Origin of the sequence: Kitasatospora sp. NPDC001309 (genome assembly GCF_042896295.1) — a bacterium.
GTDB lineage: Bacteria > Actinomycetota > Actinomycetes > Streptomycetales > Streptomycetaceae > Kitasatospora.
Map to the genome: position 1 here is coordinate 10,809 of NZ_JBIAXC010000049.1, position 20,158 is coordinate 30,966.

At 72.0% G+C, this 20,158-nt stretch carries 17 protein-coding genes; 9 read left to right on the plus strand and 8 right to left on the minus strand.

Features of this window, described 5'->3' with window-relative positions; translation table 11 throughout:
* Positions 1 to 82: 82 nt before the first annotated feature.
* The 5 genes from ACFY2K_RS35210 to gntD are packed head-to-tail and all read right to left on the minus strand — an operon-like array spanning position 83 to position 9,954.
* The gene (locus tag ACFY2K_RS35210) at positions 83 to 2,191 is read right to left on the minus strand and encodes an asparagine synthase-related protein (protein WP_387716694.1); all 2,109 of its coding nucleotides are present in this window, start codon (positions 2,189 to 2,191) and stop codon (positions 83 to 85) included.
* Positions 2,188 to 6,024, minus strand: coding sequence for an SDR family NAD(P)-dependent oxidoreductase (locus tag ACFY2K_RS35215; RefSeq protein ID WP_387716696.1), 3,837 nt, complete (start codon positions 6,022 to 6,024; stop codon positions 2,188 to 2,190). Before ACFY2K_RS35215 ends, ACFY2K_RS35210 begins: the two co-directional genes overlap by 4 nt.
* On the minus strand, positions 6,021 to 7,841 hold the full coding sequence (locus ACFY2K_RS35220; RefSeq protein ID WP_387716698.1) for a non-ribosomal peptide synthetase: 1,821 nt from the start codon (positions 7,839 to 7,841) through the stop codon (positions 6,021 to 6,023). Before ACFY2K_RS35220 ends, ACFY2K_RS35215 begins: the two co-directional genes overlap by 4 nt.
* A complete protein-coding gene (gene vioD, locus ACFY2K_RS35225) occupies positions 7,838 to 8,965 on the minus strand; it encodes a capreomycidine synthase (RefSeq protein WP_387716699.1) in 1,128 nt (375 codons plus the stop codon). The genes ACFY2K_RS35220 and vioD overlap by 4 nt, the downstream gene beginning before the upstream one ends.
* On the minus strand, positions 8,965 to 9,954 hold the full coding sequence (gene gntD / locus ACFY2K_RS35230) for a guanitoxin biosynthesis L-enduracididine beta-hydroxylase GntD (RefSeq protein ID WP_387716700.1): 990 nt from the start codon (positions 9,952 to 9,954) through the stop codon (positions 8,965 to 8,967). The genes vioD and gntD overlap by 1 nt, the downstream gene beginning before the upstream one ends.
* Before the next feature lie 373 nt (positions 9,955 to 10,327).
* Between gntD and ACFY2K_RS35235 the strand changes: the two genes are divergently transcribed.
* Together ACFY2K_RS35235 and ACFY2K_RS35240 are read left to right on the plus strand one after the other, a co-directional pair.
* Complete coding sequence (locus tag ACFY2K_RS35235) at positions 10,328 to 11,224, plus strand: helix-turn-helix domain-containing protein (protein ID WP_387716701.1); 897 nt, start codon at positions 10,328 to 10,330, stop codon at positions 11,222 to 11,224.
* Positions 11,205 to 11,438: a DUF397 domain-containing protein gene (locus tag ACFY2K_RS35240; RefSeq protein ID WP_387716703.1), complete on the plus strand. Its 234-nt coding sequence runs from the start codon at positions 11,205 to 11,207 to the stop codon at positions 11,436 to 11,438. Before ACFY2K_RS35235 ends, ACFY2K_RS35240 begins: the two co-directional genes overlap by 20 nt.
* A 155-nt stretch (positions 11,439 to 11,593) precedes the next feature.
* On the opposite strand, the gene ACFY2K_RS35245 is transcribed toward ACFY2K_RS35240, so the two are convergent.
* Complete coding sequence (locus tag ACFY2K_RS35245; protein WP_387716705.1) at positions 11,594 to 11,983, minus strand: hypothetical protein; 390 nt, start codon at positions 11,981 to 11,983, stop codon at positions 11,594 to 11,596.
* Positions 11,984 to 12,587: 604 nt separating this feature from the next.
* Here ACFY2K_RS35245 and ACFY2K_RS35250 point away from each other — a divergent pair.
* Together ACFY2K_RS35250 and ACFY2K_RS35255 are read left to right on the plus strand one after the other, a co-directional pair.
* Positions 12,588 to 13,901, plus strand: a complete 1,314-nt coding sequence (locus ACFY2K_RS35250) for a phage major capsid protein (RefSeq protein ID WP_387716707.1) — start codon at positions 12,588 to 12,590, stop codon at positions 13,899 to 13,901.
* Positions 13,901 to 14,338, plus strand: a complete 438-nt coding sequence (locus ACFY2K_RS35255) for a hypothetical protein (RefSeq protein WP_387716709.1) — start codon at positions 13,901 to 13,903, stop codon at positions 14,336 to 14,338. Before ACFY2K_RS35250 ends, ACFY2K_RS35255 begins: the two co-directional genes overlap by 1 nt.
* A 72-nt stretch (positions 14,339 to 14,410) precedes the next feature.
* Here the strand turns inward: ACFY2K_RS35255 and ACFY2K_RS35260 are convergent, their stop codons facing one another.
* Positions 14,411 to 15,142: a 5-formyltetrahydrofolate cyclo-ligase gene (locus ACFY2K_RS35260; protein WP_387716711.1), complete on the minus strand. Its 732-nt coding sequence runs from the start codon at positions 15,140 to 15,142 to the stop codon at positions 14,411 to 14,413.
* Between the two features lie 13 nt (positions 15,143 to 15,155).
* Positions 15,156 to 16,370: a helix-turn-helix domain-containing protein gene (locus ACFY2K_RS35265; protein WP_387716713.1), complete on the minus strand. Its 1,215-nt coding sequence runs from the start codon at positions 16,368 to 16,370 to the stop codon at positions 15,156 to 15,158.
* Between the two features lie 135 nt (positions 16,371 to 16,505).
* On the opposite strand from ACFY2K_RS35265, the gene ACFY2K_RS35270 reads away from it, so the two are divergent.
* The 5 genes from ACFY2K_RS35270 (at position 16,506) to ACFY2K_RS35290 (ending at position 19,975) form a co-directional block, all read left to right on the plus strand.
* On the plus strand, positions 16,506 to 16,946 hold the full coding sequence (locus ACFY2K_RS35270) for an ATP-binding protein (RefSeq protein WP_387716715.1): 441 nt from the start codon (positions 16,506 to 16,508) through the stop codon (positions 16,944 to 16,946).
* Positions 16,947 to 17,182: 236 nt separating this feature from the next.
* A complete protein-coding gene (locus ACFY2K_RS35275; RefSeq protein WP_387716717.1) occupies positions 17,183 to 17,428 on the plus strand; it encodes a hypothetical protein in 246 nt (81 codons plus the stop codon).
* Positions 17,429 to 17,441: 13 nt separating this feature from the next.
* A complete protein-coding gene (locus ACFY2K_RS35280) occupies positions 17,442 to 17,945 on the plus strand; it encodes a hypothetical protein (protein WP_387716719.1) in 504 nt (167 codons plus the stop codon).
* A gap of 321 nt (positions 17,946 to 18,266) precedes the next feature.
* Positions 18,267 to 18,767, plus strand: coding sequence for a hypothetical protein (locus ACFY2K_RS35285; RefSeq protein WP_387716721.1), 501 nt, complete (start codon positions 18,267 to 18,269; stop codon positions 18,765 to 18,767).
* An 80-nt stretch (positions 18,768 to 18,847) separates the two neighbouring features.
* Complete coding sequence (locus ACFY2K_RS35290) at positions 18,848 to 19,975, plus strand: HesA/MoeB/ThiF family protein (RefSeq protein ID WP_387716723.1); 1,128 nt, start codon at positions 18,848 to 18,850, stop codon at positions 19,973 to 19,975.
* Positions 19,976 to 20,158: the final 183 nt, after the last annotated feature.

Genomic DNA, 20,158 nt, shown 5'->3' on the forward strand with positions numbered 1-20,158 from the left:
TGGCCCGCATGGTACGCGAGCGAGCGACCCAGGCTGCCCTAACGTCGTCTGGTCGGACGGGAGTTCGACAAGTGATGGGCAGTCATGTCTGGGTGGGCGTGAGAGGGGTTTCCGCGCCGTGGACGTCCACGTGGGCCGTGGCGGTCTCCACCCAGTACCGGGGCCCGGGGCGTCCTTCCTGGACGCCGTACACCGCCGTCGCACGGCGCCCTCGCAGTCGCAGGAAGTGGGCGAGGGCCTCGCTCATGGGCTGGGAGGCGCCGCTGACCAGGGGTACCGCACAGGCCCGGCGGGCCAGGTCGGTGAGCGTCTCGCCGAGCTCCGGTTCGGCGGCGGTCGCCCGGGCGGGCGGAATGGACGTGCTGGGGAGCAGCTGGTGGGCGATGTTGAGTGCGGCCAGGGCGGCGACGTGTCGGCGGGCAGCGCGGTGCCGGTGCCGTGCGGCGGGCAGCGGCGGGCGCTCCATGGCGGGCGGGGCCGGCGGGCTGCTGAGGGTGACGACGGCGGGTCGAGGGCGGGGAGCGGGCTGGTCGAGCCAAGCGGTGAGGGCGGCCGGACGGATCCACTCCTCGCCGTGCCACAGCGGGTGGTCGGGGCGTTCGGCCTCGGCCGGCAGACGCAGTCCGATCTGCTGTGCGGTGGTGGAGCTGAGCAGGTCGAGCAGGTCGCCGTGTTCGTCGTTGCGCACGGCCTGGAGGATCGTGCCGTCGGCGCTGCCGATCTTCGGGTGGAGCGCGATCTGAGGGTCCAGCCAGGCCAGAGCCGCCTGTCGCAGCAGCCACTTCGGCTGGAAGCCGGGGACCGAGGGTTGGAGGTCTGTGCGGCGCAGCGCGAGGGCAGGGGCGATGAGTTGGGAGTCCACGAGGGGGCTGAGGACGGCCATGCCGGGCGCCTGCGTGCTGGCGGGCTCCCACTCCGGGACGGCGGCCGCTCGGCGGACCGAGCCCAGTGCGGACCACGTCCAGCCCTGGAGCCACCGCTCGCGGTCTGCATGCAGGGCGCGGGCCCGGGCTGCGGTGACGCGCTCGGCGAGCGCGTCACCGAACAGCATGTCGAGGACGGCGGCTGTGTGGCCGGGTGCCGGGGCGTGGCCGTGCAGGTAGCGCAGGGTGCGGTGAGCGCGCAGGAGTGCCTCCAGGCCCCGTTGCTGGGTGCGCAGCGCATGGTGGCCGAGGGCCGTCGGCAGGGCCCGCGGGTGGCGTGCGAGCAGGTCGACCAGGAGTTCGTCGCGTTCGGCGAAGACCTCGTCGCCGCCGTCGCCGGTGGCGATGGCGTCGCAGTCGAAGTCGGTGTGGGCGACGGCGACGATCTCCTCGAAAGCGGCCGCGAAGGGTGACCCGGTGGGGAGAGCGGTCATGGCGTTGACGTCTCGCAGGGCGGCGACCAGACCGGGTTTGGCGGGCAGGTCCACCGGCTCGCTCGTAGCCCCGTACTGGCGCAGGAACCGCTCCCGCAGCCGCTCTTCGGCCGGCGTTCCGAGGCCGCTGCCGACGTTGAGCAGCACCACGCGCTCGGGCGCGCGGCGCAGCAGGGCGGCCGCGACCAGGGTAGAGTCCAGGCCGCCGCTGAACAGGCAGGCGACACGACGGTGCCGGGTGAGAATGCGGTCGGCGAGGTCATCGAGGCGGTCGCGCAGCTGGACGGTGCTGGTCTCCAGCGGCTGGGAGGCGTGCGCGGGGTCCCAGTGCGGGGCCCAGGTCGCCTCGGCGCGGATCGTCCTGTCGGGCCGGATCACGGCCGTGTGGCCGGGTTGCAGGGTGAGGACGCCCCGGTACAGGGAGGGCAGGAGGCCGTGGGTCCAGCGTTCGCCGGTCAGGAACGCGGCGGCGCCGTCCGGGTCGGGCGTGCGGGCGCCGACGGCCCAGGCGAGGGTGCGCAGGTCGGAGGAGATCAGCAGGCTGGCGCCGTCCCAGGCGAAGTGGAGTTCGGCGCGCCAGACCGGGGGCAGCTCGATGCGCAGCTCGCGGGCGGTGGCGGTGAGCACGATCGGGGTGGTGTCGAGGGCGGCCTGCCAGGCGGGGTCGGACCAGTAGGCGACGGTGGGGCCGTCGCGGTGGCGGGCGGCGAGGTCGGCGTTGAGGAACAGCGGGGCGGCTTCGTCGGCGTGGCCGGTGGCGAGCAGGTCCGCCCACCCGGCCGTGCGGGCCGCGGTGGAGGCGCCGTCGGGCGCCCAGACGGCTCGGAGCGTCATGTCGAAAGTCCTTCCGGACGTGGGGCGTTGTGGTGGACGATGTCGGCCACGCTCGGGTGCTGGAGGATCGTGGTGTGGTGGGCGTCGAGGACGTGGACGGCGTGGCCGTGCTGTGCGAGGGCGGCCCAGCCCCAGGAGGGGTCACCGGCAGGGGCGGGCAGGACGCCCGCGAGCAGCGAGTCGTTGTACTCGGCCTCGGCGGCGCGCACCACCACGATGCGGCCCGGGTAGGGGCGGGGCCGGTAGTGCTCGGCGGCGGCAAGGCGGTGTCGGTAGCCGGCGGCGAGCCGGGTGGCGTGTTCGGTGGTGAAGGACTCGGGCACGACCTGCTGGGTGTGTAGGTCGTCCAGCAGGTCGGCCATCGCCTGCTCGGGAGGGTCGTGGCGCAGGTTGTACGGGTCCACGGTGAGGCGCTGACCGGCTTCCCGGGCCCGGTGGCTGGTGATGGCGGCCACGATCTCGGCAGCGGGGACCTCAGTGATGCTGCGGGGACCGGGGCCTGCGGGCGCGGGCATGTCGAGGACGACCACGGTGGGGGCGTGCCCGGTGGTGTCGTGCACGTGTTGTGCGACGGCCAGAGCGAGGTGAGCGCCGAAGGAGAAGCCGAGGACGACGTCGGGGCGCGGCGCGCTGGCGGTGAGCTGCTCGTGATGGCGGCGAGCCAGGTCCTCGATCGGGATCTCGCCGGTGACGTCGGACAGGGGCGGTCCGGGCAGTGCGTGGAGTTGGTGGCTGTCGCCGAGTTGCGCGGCGAGGGCGGCGAAGGTGTCGGCGGATCCGCTGATCGGATGCATGCACCACAGCGTCGACCGGTCGCCCTGGCCCCAGCGCCGGACCGCTGAGGTGTGCGGCGGCTGGCCGGCGGTCGTGGTCGAGTCGATCGCGGCGGCGAGGTCGCGGACCGAGGACGCGGCGAAGTACAGCTCGGTGGGCAGGGCGCGGCCGAGCCGGGTGCCGACCTGGGCGAGGACGTCGATCGCGGTGAGGGAGTCGGCGCCGTGCGTGGCGAGGTCGTCGTCCGGGCCCAGGTCGGGGTCGGCCAGGCAGCTGCGCCACGCGTCCAGCAGGGCCGCGAGCAGATCGGCCTGGCCGTCGGCCGATGTCGGCGGCTCGGGGGCGTGGGTGGGGCTCAGCGGGGCGCGCACGTAGCGGTCGTAGCGGTCGGCGAAGTGTCCGCCCTTGGCGACGAGGACGTGGCCGCTCTGGTCGGACAGCAGCAGGCTGGTGAGGGCCTGCTGGGCCTCCCGCGAGGTGAGGCCGCCCTGCACCATCCGCCGCTCGTGGGCTGAGGCGGCGGTGTCCTGGTGCTGCCAGGCGTCCCAGCCGATGCTCAGCCACCGGGTGCGGGCGTACTCGGCGTGCAGGGCGTAGCTGTCGGTCGCCGCCGAGGCGGCGCTGTAGGCCGGCAGGCCGATCGCGCCGAGCACCCCGGCGAGGGAGGACATCAGCACGACGCGCCGCACGTGATGGCTTGCGGCTGCGGCGCGCAGCGTGGCCGCCGCGTCGACCTTGAGGACGAAGTGCTGCTCGTCTGCCCACTGCGGCAGGCGGGTGCTGTCCTGGTAGGCGGCCTGGCCGGAGATTCCGGCGGCCATGACGATCCGGTCGATCGGGCCCAGGTCGCGGGTGACGTGCGCGATGAGGGTCGTGAGGACCCGTGGGTCGGAGGCGTCGCATTCCCGCACGACGACGCGGGCAGGCTGCGCGGCGAGGTCGTCGGCCAGGCGGTGGGCGTTGCGCAGGCCGGGGCCGGGCCGGGCCGCGAGCACCAGCGTGCCGCTGGTGGCGGCGAGGACGCGGGCGGCGGCCGTGCCGATCTGCCCGACACCCACGACGACCGACACGCCGCCGCCCGCTCCGGGCTCGGGGTTGGGTATCGGCGTGTAGGTGGGCCTCCACCAGCGGCGGCCACGCAGGGCGAGCACGGGCTCGGCGGCCCAGTCCACGCTGCGCCGCACTGCTTCGGCTAGCGCCCAGGGCTGAGTTCCCTCCAGGTCGAGGGTGCGGACGCGGACCGCGGGCACGTCCATCGACAGGGCCCGGGCCAGGCCCGTGAGCGTGGCCGCCCGGGGGTCGCCGCCCTCGGCGCCGAGCACCGGGTGCGCGCGCCGGGTGAGCGCCACGACGTCCACGCCGCAGTCGGCGGGCCAGCTCGCGGCGCGGGCGGCCAACGCGGTCAGCGCGTTGTAGGCACGCTGTACGGACTGGGCGCCGGCGCCCAGTCCGTACCCGCACACCACCAGAGCCCTGCCCCGGTACGCCTCGGTGAGGCCGTCCGGCGCCCACACCACCGGGGTTCCCTCGGGGACCGCCGTGGTCAGCAGGTCGAAAAGCCGGCGGCCCGTGTGGTCCTGCTCGGCCATCAGGACGACGCACGCCCAGCGGGGGAGCGCGGTGCCGGTGCGCCCGGGCCACTGGGCCCAGCCGCTTTGCCGGAACTCCAGCTGCGCTCCGGCGGGCCCGGCCGTGCCGATGCCGCCCGTGGTGCCGGTGACGGGCTCGGGCCAGATCCGACGAGGCCGGTAGCCCGCGTCCTGGAGCGCCGCCGGGCGCGGCGGGGGCGCGGTGTCCGGTGCCGGGGGTTCCTCCAGGACGACGTGGGCGTTGGTGCCGCCGACGCCGAAGCTGCTCACCCCGGCCCGGCGCACCCCTTCGGCCGGTTCCCAGGGCTCGGGGCGGGTCAGGACCCGCAGCCGCGCGGCGGCGGAGGCCAGGGCGGGGGAGGGCGAGGCGTGGTTGACCGTGCCGGGCAGCACGGCGTGGTGCAGGGCCAGGCTGGCGCGGATCAGCCCGACTACGCCGGCCGCGATGTCCAGGTGCCCGAGCCCGCCCTTCGCGGATCCCAGCGCCACGCGACCAGGCCCGGGATGGGAGGCGAACACGTCCGCGAGCGCTTGGAGCTCCACCTGATCGCCGAGAGCGGTGCCAGTGCCGTGCGTCTCGACGTAGCCGATCTGCCAGCAGTCGAGGCCTGCGCGGGCCAGCGCCGCGCGGACGGCCTCCGCCTGGCCGCTCCCGCTCGGCGCGGAGAACCCGTTCGAGCGCCCGCCGTCGTTGGTGACGGCCGAGCCGCGGATCACCGCGTAGATGCGCGACCCGTCGGCCACGGCGTCCTCAAGGCGGCGCAGCGCCACCAGGGCCGCACCGTCGCCCATCACCGTGCCATCTGCCGCCGCGTCGAAGGGCCGACAGACGCCGGAGGCGCTGTGGATGGAGGCGCTCTCATACTGCCAGCCCGGGGAGTTGGGCAGGACGACGGACGCTCCACCGGCCAACGCCTGGTCGGCCTCGCGGAGCAGCAGGGCCTGGCAGGCCAGGTGGACCGCCACCAGGGAGGAGGAGCAGGCCGTCTGCACGGCGACGCACGGGCCCCGCAGCCCGAGCCGGTATGCGAGCCGGGTGGCGGCGAAGTCCGGGGCGTTGCCTGCTTCGAACTCCAGGGCGCTGAACGGCCCGGAGCCGGAGTGGGCCAGCAGGTCGCGGTAGCCGCTGTGGTTGGTGCCGCAGAAGACCGCGGTCCGCTCACGGACAGCGGTGTTCGGCGGGCGGCCAGCATCCGCGTCGGCCAGGGCCTGCCAGGCGCATTCCAACAGGAGGCGCTGCTGCGGGTCGCAGGTCAGGGCCTCGCGCGGCGACATGCCGAAGAAGGCCGGGTCGAACAGCTCGACGTCCCCCAAGAGTCCCCGGGCGTAGAGGTGAGGGCCGTCCGTGGAGCGGGTGACGCTGGCGCGGTGGGCGAGGGTGTTGTCCCACAGTTCCTGGACGCTGTCGGCGCCGGGCACGCGGGCGGCCATGCCCACGACTGCGATGGCGTCCTCGGGGATCAGCGTCATGACCGGCCCTCCGCCCCGGTGCGGCGCCGACGCAGGACGCCCAGTGCCTCGTTGCGCTGCGCGCCGTGGTCGTGCTGAGCGGGCGCCTCGTCCGTGGTGCCGTCGACGTGGGCGGAGAGCGCCCGTACGGTCGGCTTGTCCAGGCAGTCGGCCGCCGTGACGTCGATGCCCAGCTCGCCCAGGCGGACCGTCCACGTGAGCAGGTCCAGCGAGGTGCCGCCAGCGTCTGCGAACCGCTCGTCGGGGTCGGCGGGCGGGCGGCCGAGCGTCCCCTGCCAGGCCTCGGCGACGGCGCGCTGCGTCGCCGTCTCCCAGAGCGTGTCCGGCACGGCCGGTCCGGTCTCGGGCAAGAGCTCAGGCAGGCGGTGCCGGTCGACCTTGCCGTGCGCCGTCGCTGGAAGGGCGGCCAGGACCACGACACGGTGCGGGAGCAGGTGCGCTGGCACGCGCCCCACCAGCCACTCCCGCACCCGGGCCTCAAGGTAGGCCGGGTCCCTCTCGGCCGGCACCACGAACGCCACCAGGCGCATCGTGCCGCCAGCCGTGTCGGGCACGGCCGCTGCCGCGGCTTCGGCCACCGCCTCGCTCGCCACCAGATGGCGTTCGAGCTCGGTCAGGTCCACGCGCGCACCGTTGACCTTGACCTGCGCGTCCATGCGGCCCAGCACCCGCAGTTGCCCCGCCGTGTCGAGCACGCCCGAGTCGCCGGTGCGGTAGTAGCGCCCCGCCGGCAGCGGGCCGGTGCCCGGGGTCTTGACGAACCGGGCGGCCGTCGCGGCGGGGTCGCCGAGGTAGCCGTCGGCCAGGCTCTCGCCGCCGACCCACACCTCGCCCACCGCACCCGCGTCAAGCGGCACACCGTTCTTGCCGACCACCCGCACGATGCTGTTGCCCAGCGCTGCGCCCACCGCGTCGGAGGCCACCGGCTGCCGCGGGTCGAAGACCCGCACGGTCGAGGTGATGCCGGCCTCCGTCACTCCGTAGACGTGCGCCAGCGGCAGGCCCCGCTCCAGGGACTCCTTGATCAGCGCGGCAGGCGCCTGCTCGCCACCCATGAGCAGCAGTCGCAGCGACGCCGGGATTGGGAGCGGGTTGGCGCGCAGGTGTCGAACAAGTAACTGCCAGTACACGGTGGTCAGTTCCGCAACGGTGACGCCTCGGTTGCCCAGCTCACGCAGCAGCTGGGCGGGGTCGTCGGGCTGCGCCCCGGCCAGGACCGCGGTGCCGCCCGCGCGCCACACGGGCAGCAGCTCCTCGAACACCACGTCGAAGGACGGCGGCGCCAGCTGGAGGAACCGGTCCTGTGCGTTGAGGCCGACGGCGGTACCGAAGGCCCGGCAGTAGGCGCCCAGCGCTCGGTGGGAGAGCACGACCGGCTTGGGCCGCCCCGTCGACCCGGAGGTGTGCATGACGTAGGCCGTGCCCGGCGCGGTCCGGGCGCCCGAGGTCGGCGGAGCCTGGAGTCGGACGGTGCCCGGCGCCTCGCCGTCCACCAGGACACCGGCCACGCCGACCCGTTCGGAGACTTCCCGTACCCACAGCGGCGGCGCATCCGCGTGAAGCGGCACCGCGACCGCGCCAGCCAGCCATACCGCCAGCAGGGCACGGCAGAACGAGTGCCGGTCCAAGGTCTTGATGCCCACCAGGACGTCGGGCGCGATGCCGGCGGCGCGCAGCCGCGCCGCCGTGGACTCGGCCTGCCGGTGCATCTCGGCGTAGGTGTGGGTCCCGGTCGCCGGGCTGTCGATCGCCGTGCCACCGGGGTTGGCGGCCACGCTGCGTCGCCATATGCCCGGGAAGGTGTCGTGGTCGTTCACGCGGCCTCCTCGGCCATGGTGTCCAGCAGGTGGGAGAGGGCGTCCAAGCCGGCGGCGAGGTCGGCGGTGGTCCCGCCGAAGCCGAGCCGTACACGGCCGGGGACACCGAAGGCTTCACCGGGCACGAGCAGCACCCGGTACTCGCGCATCAGCCGCTCGCACAGGGCCATCGTGTCTGGGACGTGGGCGAGTTGTGGGAAGACGACGACGCCCGCCCCGCCGACGGGGAAGGACACCTCGCCGGGGCGTGCGGCGAGCCAGTCGTGCACCAGGCTCCTGTTGGCGGCCGCGGTCAGCATGCGTGGTCCGATCAGTCGATCGGCCCCTTCCAGTGCCCGCTGCGCGACCCACTCGACCAGGGGTGAGAGTGCGAGGGTGGTGTAGTCGCGTACCCCCACGGCGGAGTGCACGATCTCGGGGGCCGCGATGCCCCAGCCCACCCGCAGCCCCGGCAGGCCGAGGGCCTTCGACATGGTCCCGAAGCACAGGGCCCGCTCGTAGTGCATCGGGGCCGCCAGCGCCGGAGCGTCGAACACCAGGTCCTCGAACGCGCCGTCCCACAGCAGGTAGCAGCCGTGCCGCTCCACGATCGCGACGAGCTCGGCCAGCTCCTCCGCGGTGAGCGTGACGCCGGTGGGGTTGTGCGGGAAGTTCACGATCACCGCCTTCGTGGCGCCGGTGACCAGGTGCCGCAGCTCGTCCAGGTCCGGGCTAAACCCGTCCTGCGGCCGCAGCCGCCACCGGCGTACCCGGCAGCCGCGCGCCCGCACCGGGGCGAGCAGCGAGTGGTACGCCGGCTCTACGACGACGACCTCGTCCCCTGGCCCCAGCAGCGCTGCCAGGCAGAGCAGTTGAGCTTCCGTCGAGCCGTTGCCCACCAGCACCCGCCCGGCGTCACCGAGGCCGTACCGCGCGGCGATCAGCGCCCGCAGCTTGTCGCCCCCGGCCGACTGCGAGTCCCGCAGGGACACCCCGGCCAGCTGCGCCAGGTCGAACCCGAGCAGGTCCCGCAGCTCGGCGACCGTGTAGGGCTCGACACCGCTGGAGCTGATGTCGATGTCGGCCTCGTGGTACCGCTCGCGCAGGAAGTCCTCCAGGAGGGCGCGTTCCACCAGCGGTCGCATCAGCCCACCACCTGGGTGAGCAGGCTCGGGCGGGCGGCGCGGGACTTGCGCAGGTCCCGGGTGACCAACACCCTCTTGAGCCAGCGGTCCGTGCCGTCGTAGCGCGCCTCGAAGGGCACCCGGCCGTGGACGGCCCGGAAGTTGTCGACGATCAGGATGTCGCCCGGCTCCAGCACGACGTTGCGCAGCCGGCGGTCGATCTCGCGAGTCAGGCGCTCCAGTGCGGCCTGCGCCTCGGTGTCGGCCGGGTCGAGCACCCCCCAGAACGATCGGTCCGCCCGCAGGTAGCCGCCCTCCAGCAGTGCGACCGCGGGCGGGGCGGCGAACATCGCCTCGATTCCCTCGAAGTCGCCCCCGGCGTCGGCCGAGTTGTTCGACGGCAGGTGGGAGTTGTCCGGCAGGATGAGGAACCGGGGCTCGCTGAGAATCCGCCGGTCCGCCGCGCTCAACCGCAGGTCGTCCACGACAGCGACGGTGGTGGCCGTGAAGGTCGGGTTGCGCACGCACGCCAGGGCGAGCCAGTCGGGCCGCAGCGGGTGGAACGCGTCCTCGGTGTGCCAGTCGAGCAGGACGTCGGCCGCCGTGCCGAGCTGCTGGCCCTCGTTCTCCTTGATCGGCAGGACGTCGTGGATCACCCGGCCGTCCTGCTGGGTGGCCCAGCCGAACGCGTCGCCGAGCAGCCCCGCGTAGAGCACAAGCGTCAGGTCCAGCGCCAGCGTCGGGGACGGGGCGGGCAGCGCGTTCCAGTGCCCGGGGGTGGGGCCGACCTGGACGTCATCGACGTGGTGGCCGTGAATCACGGTGAAGCCGGGCTCGTGCCGGCGCAGCCGGTTGAGGTGCTCCTGAACCCGAGTTGGCAGCGCCCGGGCGAGCACCGGCGCGCGCTCCAGCAGCTCGGGGTCCTCCGCGCTGGGGTACCGGTTGATCAGGTCCGTGATCAGCGAGGAGGTCTCCTCGCGCTCGGAATCGGTCAGGGACAGGTCGAACATGCCTGGCTCCTTCGGGACTTCGCGCCCACGGCCGCCCGGCAGGGGGTCGGCGGCTGTGGGGAGGGGAGTGGTGGCGCGCTGCCGGCCGGCGCCTTCGGGGTTGCGGGCAGCGGCTGTGCAGGTGGATCTCGGGCTGAACGAGGTCGACGGGTCCGGCGAGAGAACCGGACGGAGGCCGAGGTCAGGAGGCACGCATCCGGGTGTCTGTGCAACGGATCGCGGCAGCACGCGACGTCATGAGGAGTGACCCTTCGCTCACTCCTCGTTGTCGCCCTCACAGCATGCCCCTACAAAAGGCAGTTGGGCAATATGCCCACCTGACTTTGCCTCAGATGCGTTGCCCCGCACCGGTCCACCCGCCAGACTGTGCCCCATGGCGAAGAGGCCCCCAGCACCCCAGTCCGTGTACCGACGCCAACTGGCGCCCCGACTCAAAGCGCTGCGCGAAGCCATACCCGGGATGACCCTGACCGCGGTCGCCGAGGCCGTCGAGATCACGCAGGGCAGCCTCAGCCGCATCGAGACCGGCCAGCGCGGCACGACCCCGGTCCTCGTCAAGGCGCTGCTCGACCACTACGGCGTCACCGATCCTGAGGTCCGTGAAGATCTTCTGGACCTGGTGCGCGCCGACAACGCCCAGCGCAACAGCTGGTGGCGCAAGTACTCGGCCCTGATGGCCGCGACTCAGTACTCGGGCTACGTCGCCCTGGAGTCCAGCGCGACCACCCTTCACTCTTACGAGGCGCAGCTCATCCCGGGGCTGTTGCAGACTGAGGACTACGCCCGCGCTGTCATCAGCTCCATGCGGGTCAAACTCGACGCCCGAAGCATCGAAGACCTCGTGGAGGTCCGGATGAGGCGTCAGGACCTACTCACGTCGGACGAGCCCCCGAAGTTGTGGGCGGTGATCGACGAGGCGGCACTCCGGCGCCTGCGTGGCACGCCGGCCCTCCTGGAGGGCCAGCTTCGTCACCTGCTGGAGATGTCCCTGCGGCCCAACATCGTGGTTCAGCTCCTTCCCTTCGGTGTTGGCCTCCATCCGGCGAGCTACGGCAGCTTCATGCGCATGGGCTTCCCTGGCCCCACCCAGCCCGTCGTCTGGGTGGAGGGCCTGACCAAGTCGGTGTGCCTCGAGGCCGCCGACGACGTGGAAGAGTACGACGAGGCGTTCGACCACCTGCGTGCCCGAGCCCTCGGTCCGCCGGAGACTCGTGCCCGCATCACCGAAATGATCAAGGAGTTCCGTCCCAGTGACCAGCGCGAAGCCTGACCCCACCTCGATCGACTTCTCTACCGTGACGTGGGAGAAGTCGCCGTACAGCGGCGGCAACAACAACTGTGTGGAGTTCGGCCAGGTCGGAGATGATCTCGTGGCCATCCGCGACTCGCAGCGGACCGAGCAGACCCCGCTCATCTACACCCGTGGCGAGATCCGCGCCATGCTCCTCGGGGTTAAGGCGGGCCACTTCGACCACCTCGCCTGATCCCACCGGCGGCTCCCCAGCAGGGCCGGCCCCAGACGAAGTGGGGCCGGCCCTGCTGGCCATCCTCGCAGACCGGGGCACCAGACCTGCCGGGAACACGGGTACCAGGCGCCTGACCGCCGTGCTCACCGCCTGACCGAGGCCCGGCAGGGGCCCTACCGCCTGGCCAGTACGCCAACTGCCCTGCTGATCGTTGGGTTCCAGCCGCGCCCGGCTGCGGCGGCCGCGATCATCGCGTGCGAGACGCCGAGTTGCTCGGCAAGGTCCGTCGGCGAGTAGTTGCCGCGTCCGAGTTCGTGGTTCCGGTAGGCGTCCCGAGTGGTTGCCCCCAAGTCGGCAGTGGCCCACGTTGCCATCACCCGATAGCCCTCCCGCACCCAGAACTGTGTCTCGATCGCCCGGACCCCCAGTGGCAGGCTGGCGTCGTTTACGGGAGACCAGCAGGCTGGGGCGATCAGGTGGGCGGCTGTGTGAACCTCCGCGTCCTGCACGTCAAGGTGCAGTTGCACGGTTGGGGGCTGGGCGGTGCGTGCCAGTGCGGTCATCCAGCCCTCCGGGGCCCTTGCGAGGCAGCCCCAGGGTCCGCGGGTCCGGGTCAGTTGCCACAGGCGCCATGCCGCGAACCTGTGAAGCCACTCCTCCGCCTGTGCAGAGGTGTCCGATGGCCCGTACAACTCGACCGTGGAGGAGGAGATTCGCAGCGCCCACCCGGCCGACGTCCGAACGACCTGGAACGTCCGCCCGTCGATGGTCAGGACCGGGACGGCCTTGTGGTCCAACTCGGCAAGCGGGCCCGGGGCGGCGTCCAGAAGTGGTAACCGGGGTTTCGGGAAGGGATACATGGGTCTCCGATGCATTGGCCGGCGGATCACCGGCTGTCCGGCACCCTGCCGGACGGCACCACATTCACCCGCGCCGCAGGGTGATGGGCACAGCCAAATCGGCTTTTGAGAAAGCGACTTGAAGCTATCGAGCGAAGCGTCCGGCGGTGCCGGAGTGCGCCGTGGGCCTCGACGCGACACTAGCGATCAGCTCTTCCTACGGTGTGCCGATCGCCGTGGCGGTCCGGTGCTGACCGGTCGCACGGCTGGACCTCTTCCGTCCCGCGCTGGCGGGGTGGCCCGGAACCATCCCAAGGAGCGCCACACCGTGCCCACCATCGACAAGAGCCGACTCAAGGAGCTCAACGGCGCCCTGCGTGCCAAGGCCGCCGAACTGGACGGCATCAGCGCGGCCTTCACCGTCGAGGACGGCGGCGTCACGGTCTCGGCCGAGAAGGCCGCTGCGTTTCGTAAGGCCCTCAGCGAGGCGCAGGAGATCAAGCAGCTGATCACCGATCTGGAGGGCGCGGCGACCGTCCACGCCTTCCTCGCCGAACCCACCTCGCAGCCCTTCGCCCCGCAGGACGCCGCCCTCGTGGCCCACCTCGGCGGCCAGGCCAAGTCCCTCGGCCAGCAGTTCCTCGACAGCGAGGAGTTCAAGGGCCTCAAGGCCGCCGGTTTCCGCGGCAGCTTCGACCAGATGGTGACCGTCGACGGCAGCGCCCTGGACCAACTCGCCCGAAAGGACATCTTCACCCGGAGCACTGGCACCGCCAACGTCCTCGGCTTCGGCACCCCCGAGCACCTGGACATCGTTCCGCGCGCCGTTCGGCCGGGCCGCATCCGGGACCTGTTCCCCTCCCAGACCACCACCGCCAACATCCTGTACGGGGTGCGCGTCACCGGCTTCACCAACGCGGCGGCAATCGTGCCCGAGCGAGCGATGGAGGTGCCGCCCGGCGGCACGGCCGCCGTCGAGGTGTACGCGCGAGCCCCGCAGTCGAACCTGACGTTCAAGACCGTCACCTACCCGGTCGCCGAGATCGCGCACACCATCCCGGTCCACAAGAACACCCTGGCCGACGAGCCGCGGCTGCGCGACATCATCGACAGCGAACTCGTCGACGGCGTCAAGATGACCGAGGACAACGAGCTCCTCTTCGGAGCCGGCGGCGATGAGAAGATCACCGGCATCGTCAACACAGCCGGCGTCCAGACCTACGCGCAGGCCGACCCGGACAAGCAGAGCGCGGCGATCCGCCGAGCGGCCACCCGCGCCGTGCTCGCCTACTACCCGCCGACCGGGATCGTGCTCCACCCGTTCGACTTCGAGGACCTGGAGCTGGAGACCGACCTCCAGGGCGCGTACCGCGTCGCCGTGAACGTCGCGATCGGCGCACAGAAGATTGTCTGGCGGCTCGCCGTGGTGGACTCCATGGCCATCAACCAGGGCAAGTTCCTCGTCGGGTCCTTCGGCCTGGGTGCGCGCCTGTACGACCGCGAGCAGGTCTCCGTCCAGGTCAGTACCGAGAACCGCGACAACTTCGAGCGCGGCGTCGTCACCATGCGCGGCTCCGAGCGCATCGGCCTCGAGGTCCCCCGCCCCGAGAGCTTCGTCTACGGCACCTTCAAGGCGCACTGATGGCCGCCCGCAAGCCCACCACGAAGCCCACCGCCGCCCCCGCGGCGGAGGCCGTCGGCGCGGGCGGCGCGGACCTGGAGACCCCGCCCGCCGATTTGTCTGCCGCCGCGCCGCTCGACCCGCCCCCCAGCCCGACGGCTGCACCGGAGCCCAGCCAGCCTGAGCCGACAACCCCGGGCATCAAGGCCCACCAGCCCCTGGCCTCCGGCCACGTCGACCTGGTGGATGAGGACGGCGCCCCGCTGCCCCACGACCTGGGGCAGCTGTTCGACCTCGCCCACCCCGAGCAGACCGTCGTCTTCCCCCGGCTGCGGATCTACCAGTCCCGGACGTACCCCGGAACCCACCGGACGGTCACGCAGCTGCTGTACGTGCCGACCCAGTCGATCCCACGCGACGAGTTCGAGCGTCTCCGGCTGGCACTCGGCTGGGAGTAGACCCCACGAGCTCACGGAGCCCGTCGCCTTCGGGAGACGGGCTCCGGCGCGTAACCGGCCTGCGTCAGCACGCTAGGTCGTCCGGCCGTGACGAAGCCGCCGGTCCATGAGAGCCGGAATCGAGTGGATCTTCGCCTCGGTGAGGTGGTCCCACAGAATGCCGGCCGGGCGAGGGCGAGGCGGGCACCTGATGACCTCGGTAGGCGTGATCACCAGGTCCATGTAGACGTCGTGGTCCGTTGTCGGGACGCTGTCCACCAGTTGCAGCTGGTGGACCGTCGTCGCGATGACGGTGCCGGGGCCTACCAGTCCGGCTTCCGCGAGCAGCGCGTACTCCAGGTCCGAGTAGCCGGCCCCCTTGCCGATCCGGGCTCCGGAGCGATCGGCCGCGACGCTCCCGAGGACGATCAGGTCGACGGGCCGCATCTCGCCCACGTCGGTCGTTGGCGCGACGGCCGCCGCCGTACGGCGGTTCGCCGCAGCCTCAGCGGGGCTCGGGAGCTCAGCCGGATCGAGGACGAAGAAGGGATGAGGCAGGGCGAGCCGGGGGACTGCCATGTAGACCAGTCGCCCCTCTCGCAGGGCTATTACCCGAACCGGTTCCTGCGCCGTGTCGGGTACGGCTTTCACCACCGAGGCGGTCCTCCACTCCGGAAGCTGGGCGAGCAGCTCTGCGGCCTCGTGAGAGCCGTGGAAGTCGGGGATGCTGTCGCGGGCTGGTTCACGAACCGCCTCTGCGGCATCCAGCGCGTTCCACACGCGCTGTCGCAACGTGGCCTTGTCCACCTCGACGTTGTTGGGCATGGAGGCTCCCCTTCTACGGCGCAGCCATCAGGTCGAACAGCCTGTCCTGAACATCCTGCACCTCCTGAGCTGTTCGCCACGGCCGGAGTTCCTTGACCGCGGTGACGACCACGCCGATTCCGCCGCCGCTCATGATGGTCTGAAGGTCGTCGATGGCCCGGTTAATCGCGAAGATAGCGCCGTCGAGTTGGCCTTGCCCGATGGCGGCGCGGGCAAGGTTGCCCAGCACGATCGGCCGGGACTTCGGGCCGATCGAAACGGAGCTGGCGGCGGCTTCCAGCCGTCTCTGCGCGGCGCGGTGCTGCCCGAGTTCGAGGTAGCACGACCCGGCGAGTCGCTCGACTTGGTCGACGGCGCCAAGGTCGCTGGCGATGTCGGTGGCATCGACGGTTTCGAGGGTGTTGATCGCCTCGCCGAGCGCACGGTCGCACTCGCGCCCTTGGCGAAGCATGGCATGGGCCTCGCCAGCATGCAGCAGCGCGAGACCCGCGAGTGCTGGGCTGATCGGTGCTGCCACCGTGGCGGCGGACCGGGCCAGGACCAGGCCGGCTTCGGCATCCCGCGTTCCGTACAGCTCGACGTACGCCGACCGCAGGAGGGCATGGCCCTGCACGGCTGGGTCACGCAGACGCTCACCGATGCGGGCGGCCTGATCGTAGTACGCGCGGGCTGCGGTAGAAGCCCGGCGCTGGCTCGCGTCCCAGACGATCTTTCCCATCAGAATGGCGGTCTCGGCCTGCAAGGCGAGCATGTCCCGTGTGAGGCGACTGGAGTGGGACTGCTCGGCGAGCTGCTTGAGATGCGAGAGTTGTTCGCTTCCCTCCGCGAGCAGTTCGGAGCTGGGGACCAGCTCGTAGCGCGCCGACAACGCGAGGTGCGCCTCGCGCAGTTCAAGGACCGTGGTCAGATCGGCGATGGTCGGCGCGCTCGGCGCCTGACTGGGCTCCACGGTTGCCGGCGGACCGTCGAAGAGGGCACTCACATCAGCGACTTTGATCTTGAGCACCCGGGCGAGTGGCGGATACCTCCACGGCCGGGGCTTGTCGTGTCCGCGCTCCCACCTGCGCACGGTGGAGAGGCTCACGTTCAACAGTTCGGCCAGCTGCTCCTGCGTAAGGCCTGCAGCTCTCCGCCATCGGACAAGCTGTCGCTGCTCCATAAGTCCCCCGGAGATCCACGCCGAACAACAGTGCAGGCCACGGGCCACTTTGAACCCTAAGGGAACCATATTCGCACCAAAACCGGCCTGGTGATCAGAAGTTGATGGTGATTCCGTAGGCAGTGCATCGGGCGCGTCGTGTCTTCGGCGCGAGGTCCGTTGACCCACGACCCGCAGCCTCTTCGCCCGCTGGGAGCGATGCACATGGTGGCCGTCGAACAGCCGACGCCCGTCCGCCACTGGACGGGTACCTTCGTGGCGGACGAGGCGGTGGTCCCCATAGTGCGTCACAACGCGCGTTCGCAGCTGGGGAAGTGGGGGTGGGACGTGAACGGTGCCCACGCCGGTGATGTCCTGCTCGTCCTCACGGAGCTGGTGGCGAATGCGATCCGGCACGGCAGTGGTCCGGGCGACTCCGTCGTGGTGTGTCTGGACGAGACCGGCGGCATCTGTCAGGTCGAGGTCCAGGACTCCCGGCCCGACCGGCTGCTGCCCAAGGTCTTCACGGCCCGCGGTGAGCACGGCCGCGGACTGATTCTCGTGGACCGCCTGGCGCTCGCCGTAGGGGTGACGACGACGGTCACAACCAAGAAGGTATGGGCGAGCGTTGGTCTCGCCGACGACACGCCGGGAGTCACACAGTGAAGCTCATCCATCTCGCCCAGGTCTTCGGTCGGCGGCCCGCGACCGGCCGCCGACGGAGACCTACGCCACCTCGATCGAGGCCCTCCGCGCAGCAACACCGCCCCGGGTCCGACCCGAACGTCTTCCTGCGGGAGCGCCCCTGGACACCGTCGGCGCCCTTCTGGTGCACGGTCACCGCCTACTACCGGTGGGGCCAGCCGATCACGCTTTGGAGCGGCGACGCCGGAAGTGTCCGCTTGGCCGTCAGGGTGCTGCGCGACCGAGTCGAGGCACTCGCCGTCGACCTCGGCCTTCCCGAGGGCGACGAGCAACTGCTCTGGCTGGATGCCTCATCCGCCGAGGGGCGAGCCGCCGACGACCTCGCCAAGGGCCGCCCGCACGCCATCACGATCACCAACGGCGACATCGTCTACATCATCAACGCCATCCGGACCACCCGCACCGAGGCCGGCGCCGCGGCTGACTTGCGCTGCTCGACCTGACGGAAACGACCTCATGACGTACACGCGACGCGGCCGACTCCGGGTGGCCGCAAGGGACTTCAACCTCGGAGCGACCTGGCTCGCCTCCGCCAACCGGGAGCCGGAAGCGGCCATCGACCAATGGAAGGCAGGCCAGCTCGCCGACATCGAGACCGGAGAGCTCTTCAACGTTGTGCGGGTCGGTGACGTGGGGAGAGGCCGGGTCGCGCTGGCGGACCTGTGGCAGGCCGACGTACCGGTCGGCCCGGTCCTGCACAACCGCGCCGACCAGTGCATCGAGTTCCTGGTCACCACCCGCGCCGCCGCGCAATGGGACATGCCTCGGACCCGGCTCGTCGGCCACCCCGCCTACGAGGCCGAGCCGCTGACGGTCGCCATGCCGGCCCCCGGCGTGCAGCGGCTCTTCGGGAGGAGCTGGCTCGTCCTCCCAGACGGCGAGCGAAGACCGACCAACCCCGCAGACCTGGCCGTGGCTCTGCGGCGCGCCGACGCCCGCCTACGCCACGACAACCCCTGAACCCCCGCTACGCCGAACTGCTCGGCTGTAGCGGGCCCTGGCCCGGCCGTTCCACCCCCGCCGGACGGCCCGGCCAGAACGGATCGGCGACGGCCGATTCCAGCTGACCGTCCCCAGGCGCGGGTGCGCGCAGGGTGGTGCCGCTGCGCCCCCTGGGGACGGTCAGCCCCAGCCCACACCACGACCGACCGGACGGCCTGCGGCAACGACAGGCCGGAGAGGCACGACCTGATGCACCCCAGCTCCCGCACACCGGCCGAAGCCACCGAACCGCCCCCGCCCGCCCCCAGCCTCCGGGTACCGGCGGTCAAGGAGCCCCAGGTGCGGCCATGCGGGCACTACCCCGACCTCACGCCGGAAGAGGGCGAGGTGATGGCACTACTCGCCGCCGACCTCAACGGCATACAGATCGCCGAGCACACCCGCGCGTCCCACTACGCCGTCCGAAGCCGTCTCAGCACGCTGGGACTCAAGCTCGGGGCGGCTACCACGCCGCAGATCATCGACATCGCCTGCCGAACGGGACTGCTGCTCCCGCCCCGGGGCGTGCTGACGACGCCGATCTCCGTCTCCGCGGTGACCTCGTTCCAGGCCCTGGCGGAGGGCGGTACCCGCTCCTGGATCGCCAGCCGTAAGAAGGTCTCGGAGAACACGGTCGCAAACCACCTGGCGGCCGTCCGGGCCCGGATGCGTACCTCGTGGAACGCGGCCGCGGTCTACCGGCTCCATGGGGTGACGCCCCCGCTCCTGAACGCCACCGTGGCGCCGTGCCCGTTCTGCGCGGCCCGCGAACGGGGCGCCAGCACCGTCTCCGGCCAGTAGCACACGGCACCACCGGCGGCGGGCCCGACAGCAAGCCGGGCCCGCCGCTCCACTCCGCCCGCAACCTGAGGAACCCCACCGTGAGCCACCCTCGCCTGCGCGCCGCGCACCAGCCCACGATCCGGCCGGACGGCCGAGTCCAGATCGGCTCGTTGCCCGGCCTCGTGAGCATCCTGTCCGACCCTGACGGCTGGCGTCAGCACCTCCTCCAACTCCTGGACGGCACGATGACGGCCGAGCAGATCGCCCAAGCGGTCATCGACCGTCACCCCGAGGTCTCAGGACCCCAGGTCCGCCAGCTGCTCCTCGACCTGACCCATGCCGGACACATCCAGGACGCCGTCCCGTCCCGCCCGGCCAGCCGACTGGACCCCGATGCCGCCCGACTGCACCAACGCGGCATCAAGTACTGGGAGATGGTCGACCAAGACCCCGGCCGTACCGGAGCGGACATCCAGCAGATCCTGGCGCGCGCCGTGGTGACCGTTGTCGGGATTGGCGGCGTCGGCCTCACCGCAGCGGCTGCACTGGCCGGAGCCGGAGTCGGCTGCCTGATCCTGGCTGACCACGACCGCGTCGAGGAATCCGACTTCAACCGCCAGCTCCTCTACACCCGCGCCGACATCGGCCGGTACAAAGTCGACGCCACCCGGGACCGCCTCCTGGAACGCCACCCCGACCTCGACGTCGTCCTGTACCCCGAACCGACGGTTCTCCAGGTGCAGTTCGCACGCCTCATGCGCCGGTGCGATCTGCTCATCCTCGCCGCCGACGGCCCCGACCGCCTGCGGCTGACCGCCAACCGCGCGGCCCTGAGCACCTCCTGCGCGTGGATCGACCCCGGCTGCCACGGCCCGCTGATCAGCTTCGCCCTCTACACGCCGGGCACCGGCGACAGCGCCTGCTGGGAATGCCTGACCCACGACGATGGCCTGGCCGACACCCTGCCCCAGCCGCTCGACAACCCCGGCCTCTCCACCAGCGCACTGCTCGCCGGCACCTACGCCGCCCACGCCGCCCTCACCCACCTCACCGGCACCCGAAGCGCCAACCCGGCGGGCACCATCCAGCTGCACAGCCTCATCGCCCCCGCCGACCAGACCCCCCGCGCCATCACCCGCCCCCGAAACCCCGGCTGCCCCTCCTGCGCCCAGTACCACCCCAAGGCCACGCCGGCACTCCCGCAAGGGGCCCCCGTCGCCCGATGACCCGCGGCCAGCGCGACCTGGGCTGTCCCCTGGCGCTGCGAATGGCCGGCACCGAGCCCCCGTCCAATGGCCGCCCTAGACACGAAGCCGTCCCGGGCCGTGACCGGATGCACCACCCACGCCGCAGGCCCGCAAGAGGCCTGCCGCGGATCGCTGCGGCCGCGCCCCGGCGAAGCCACCGCG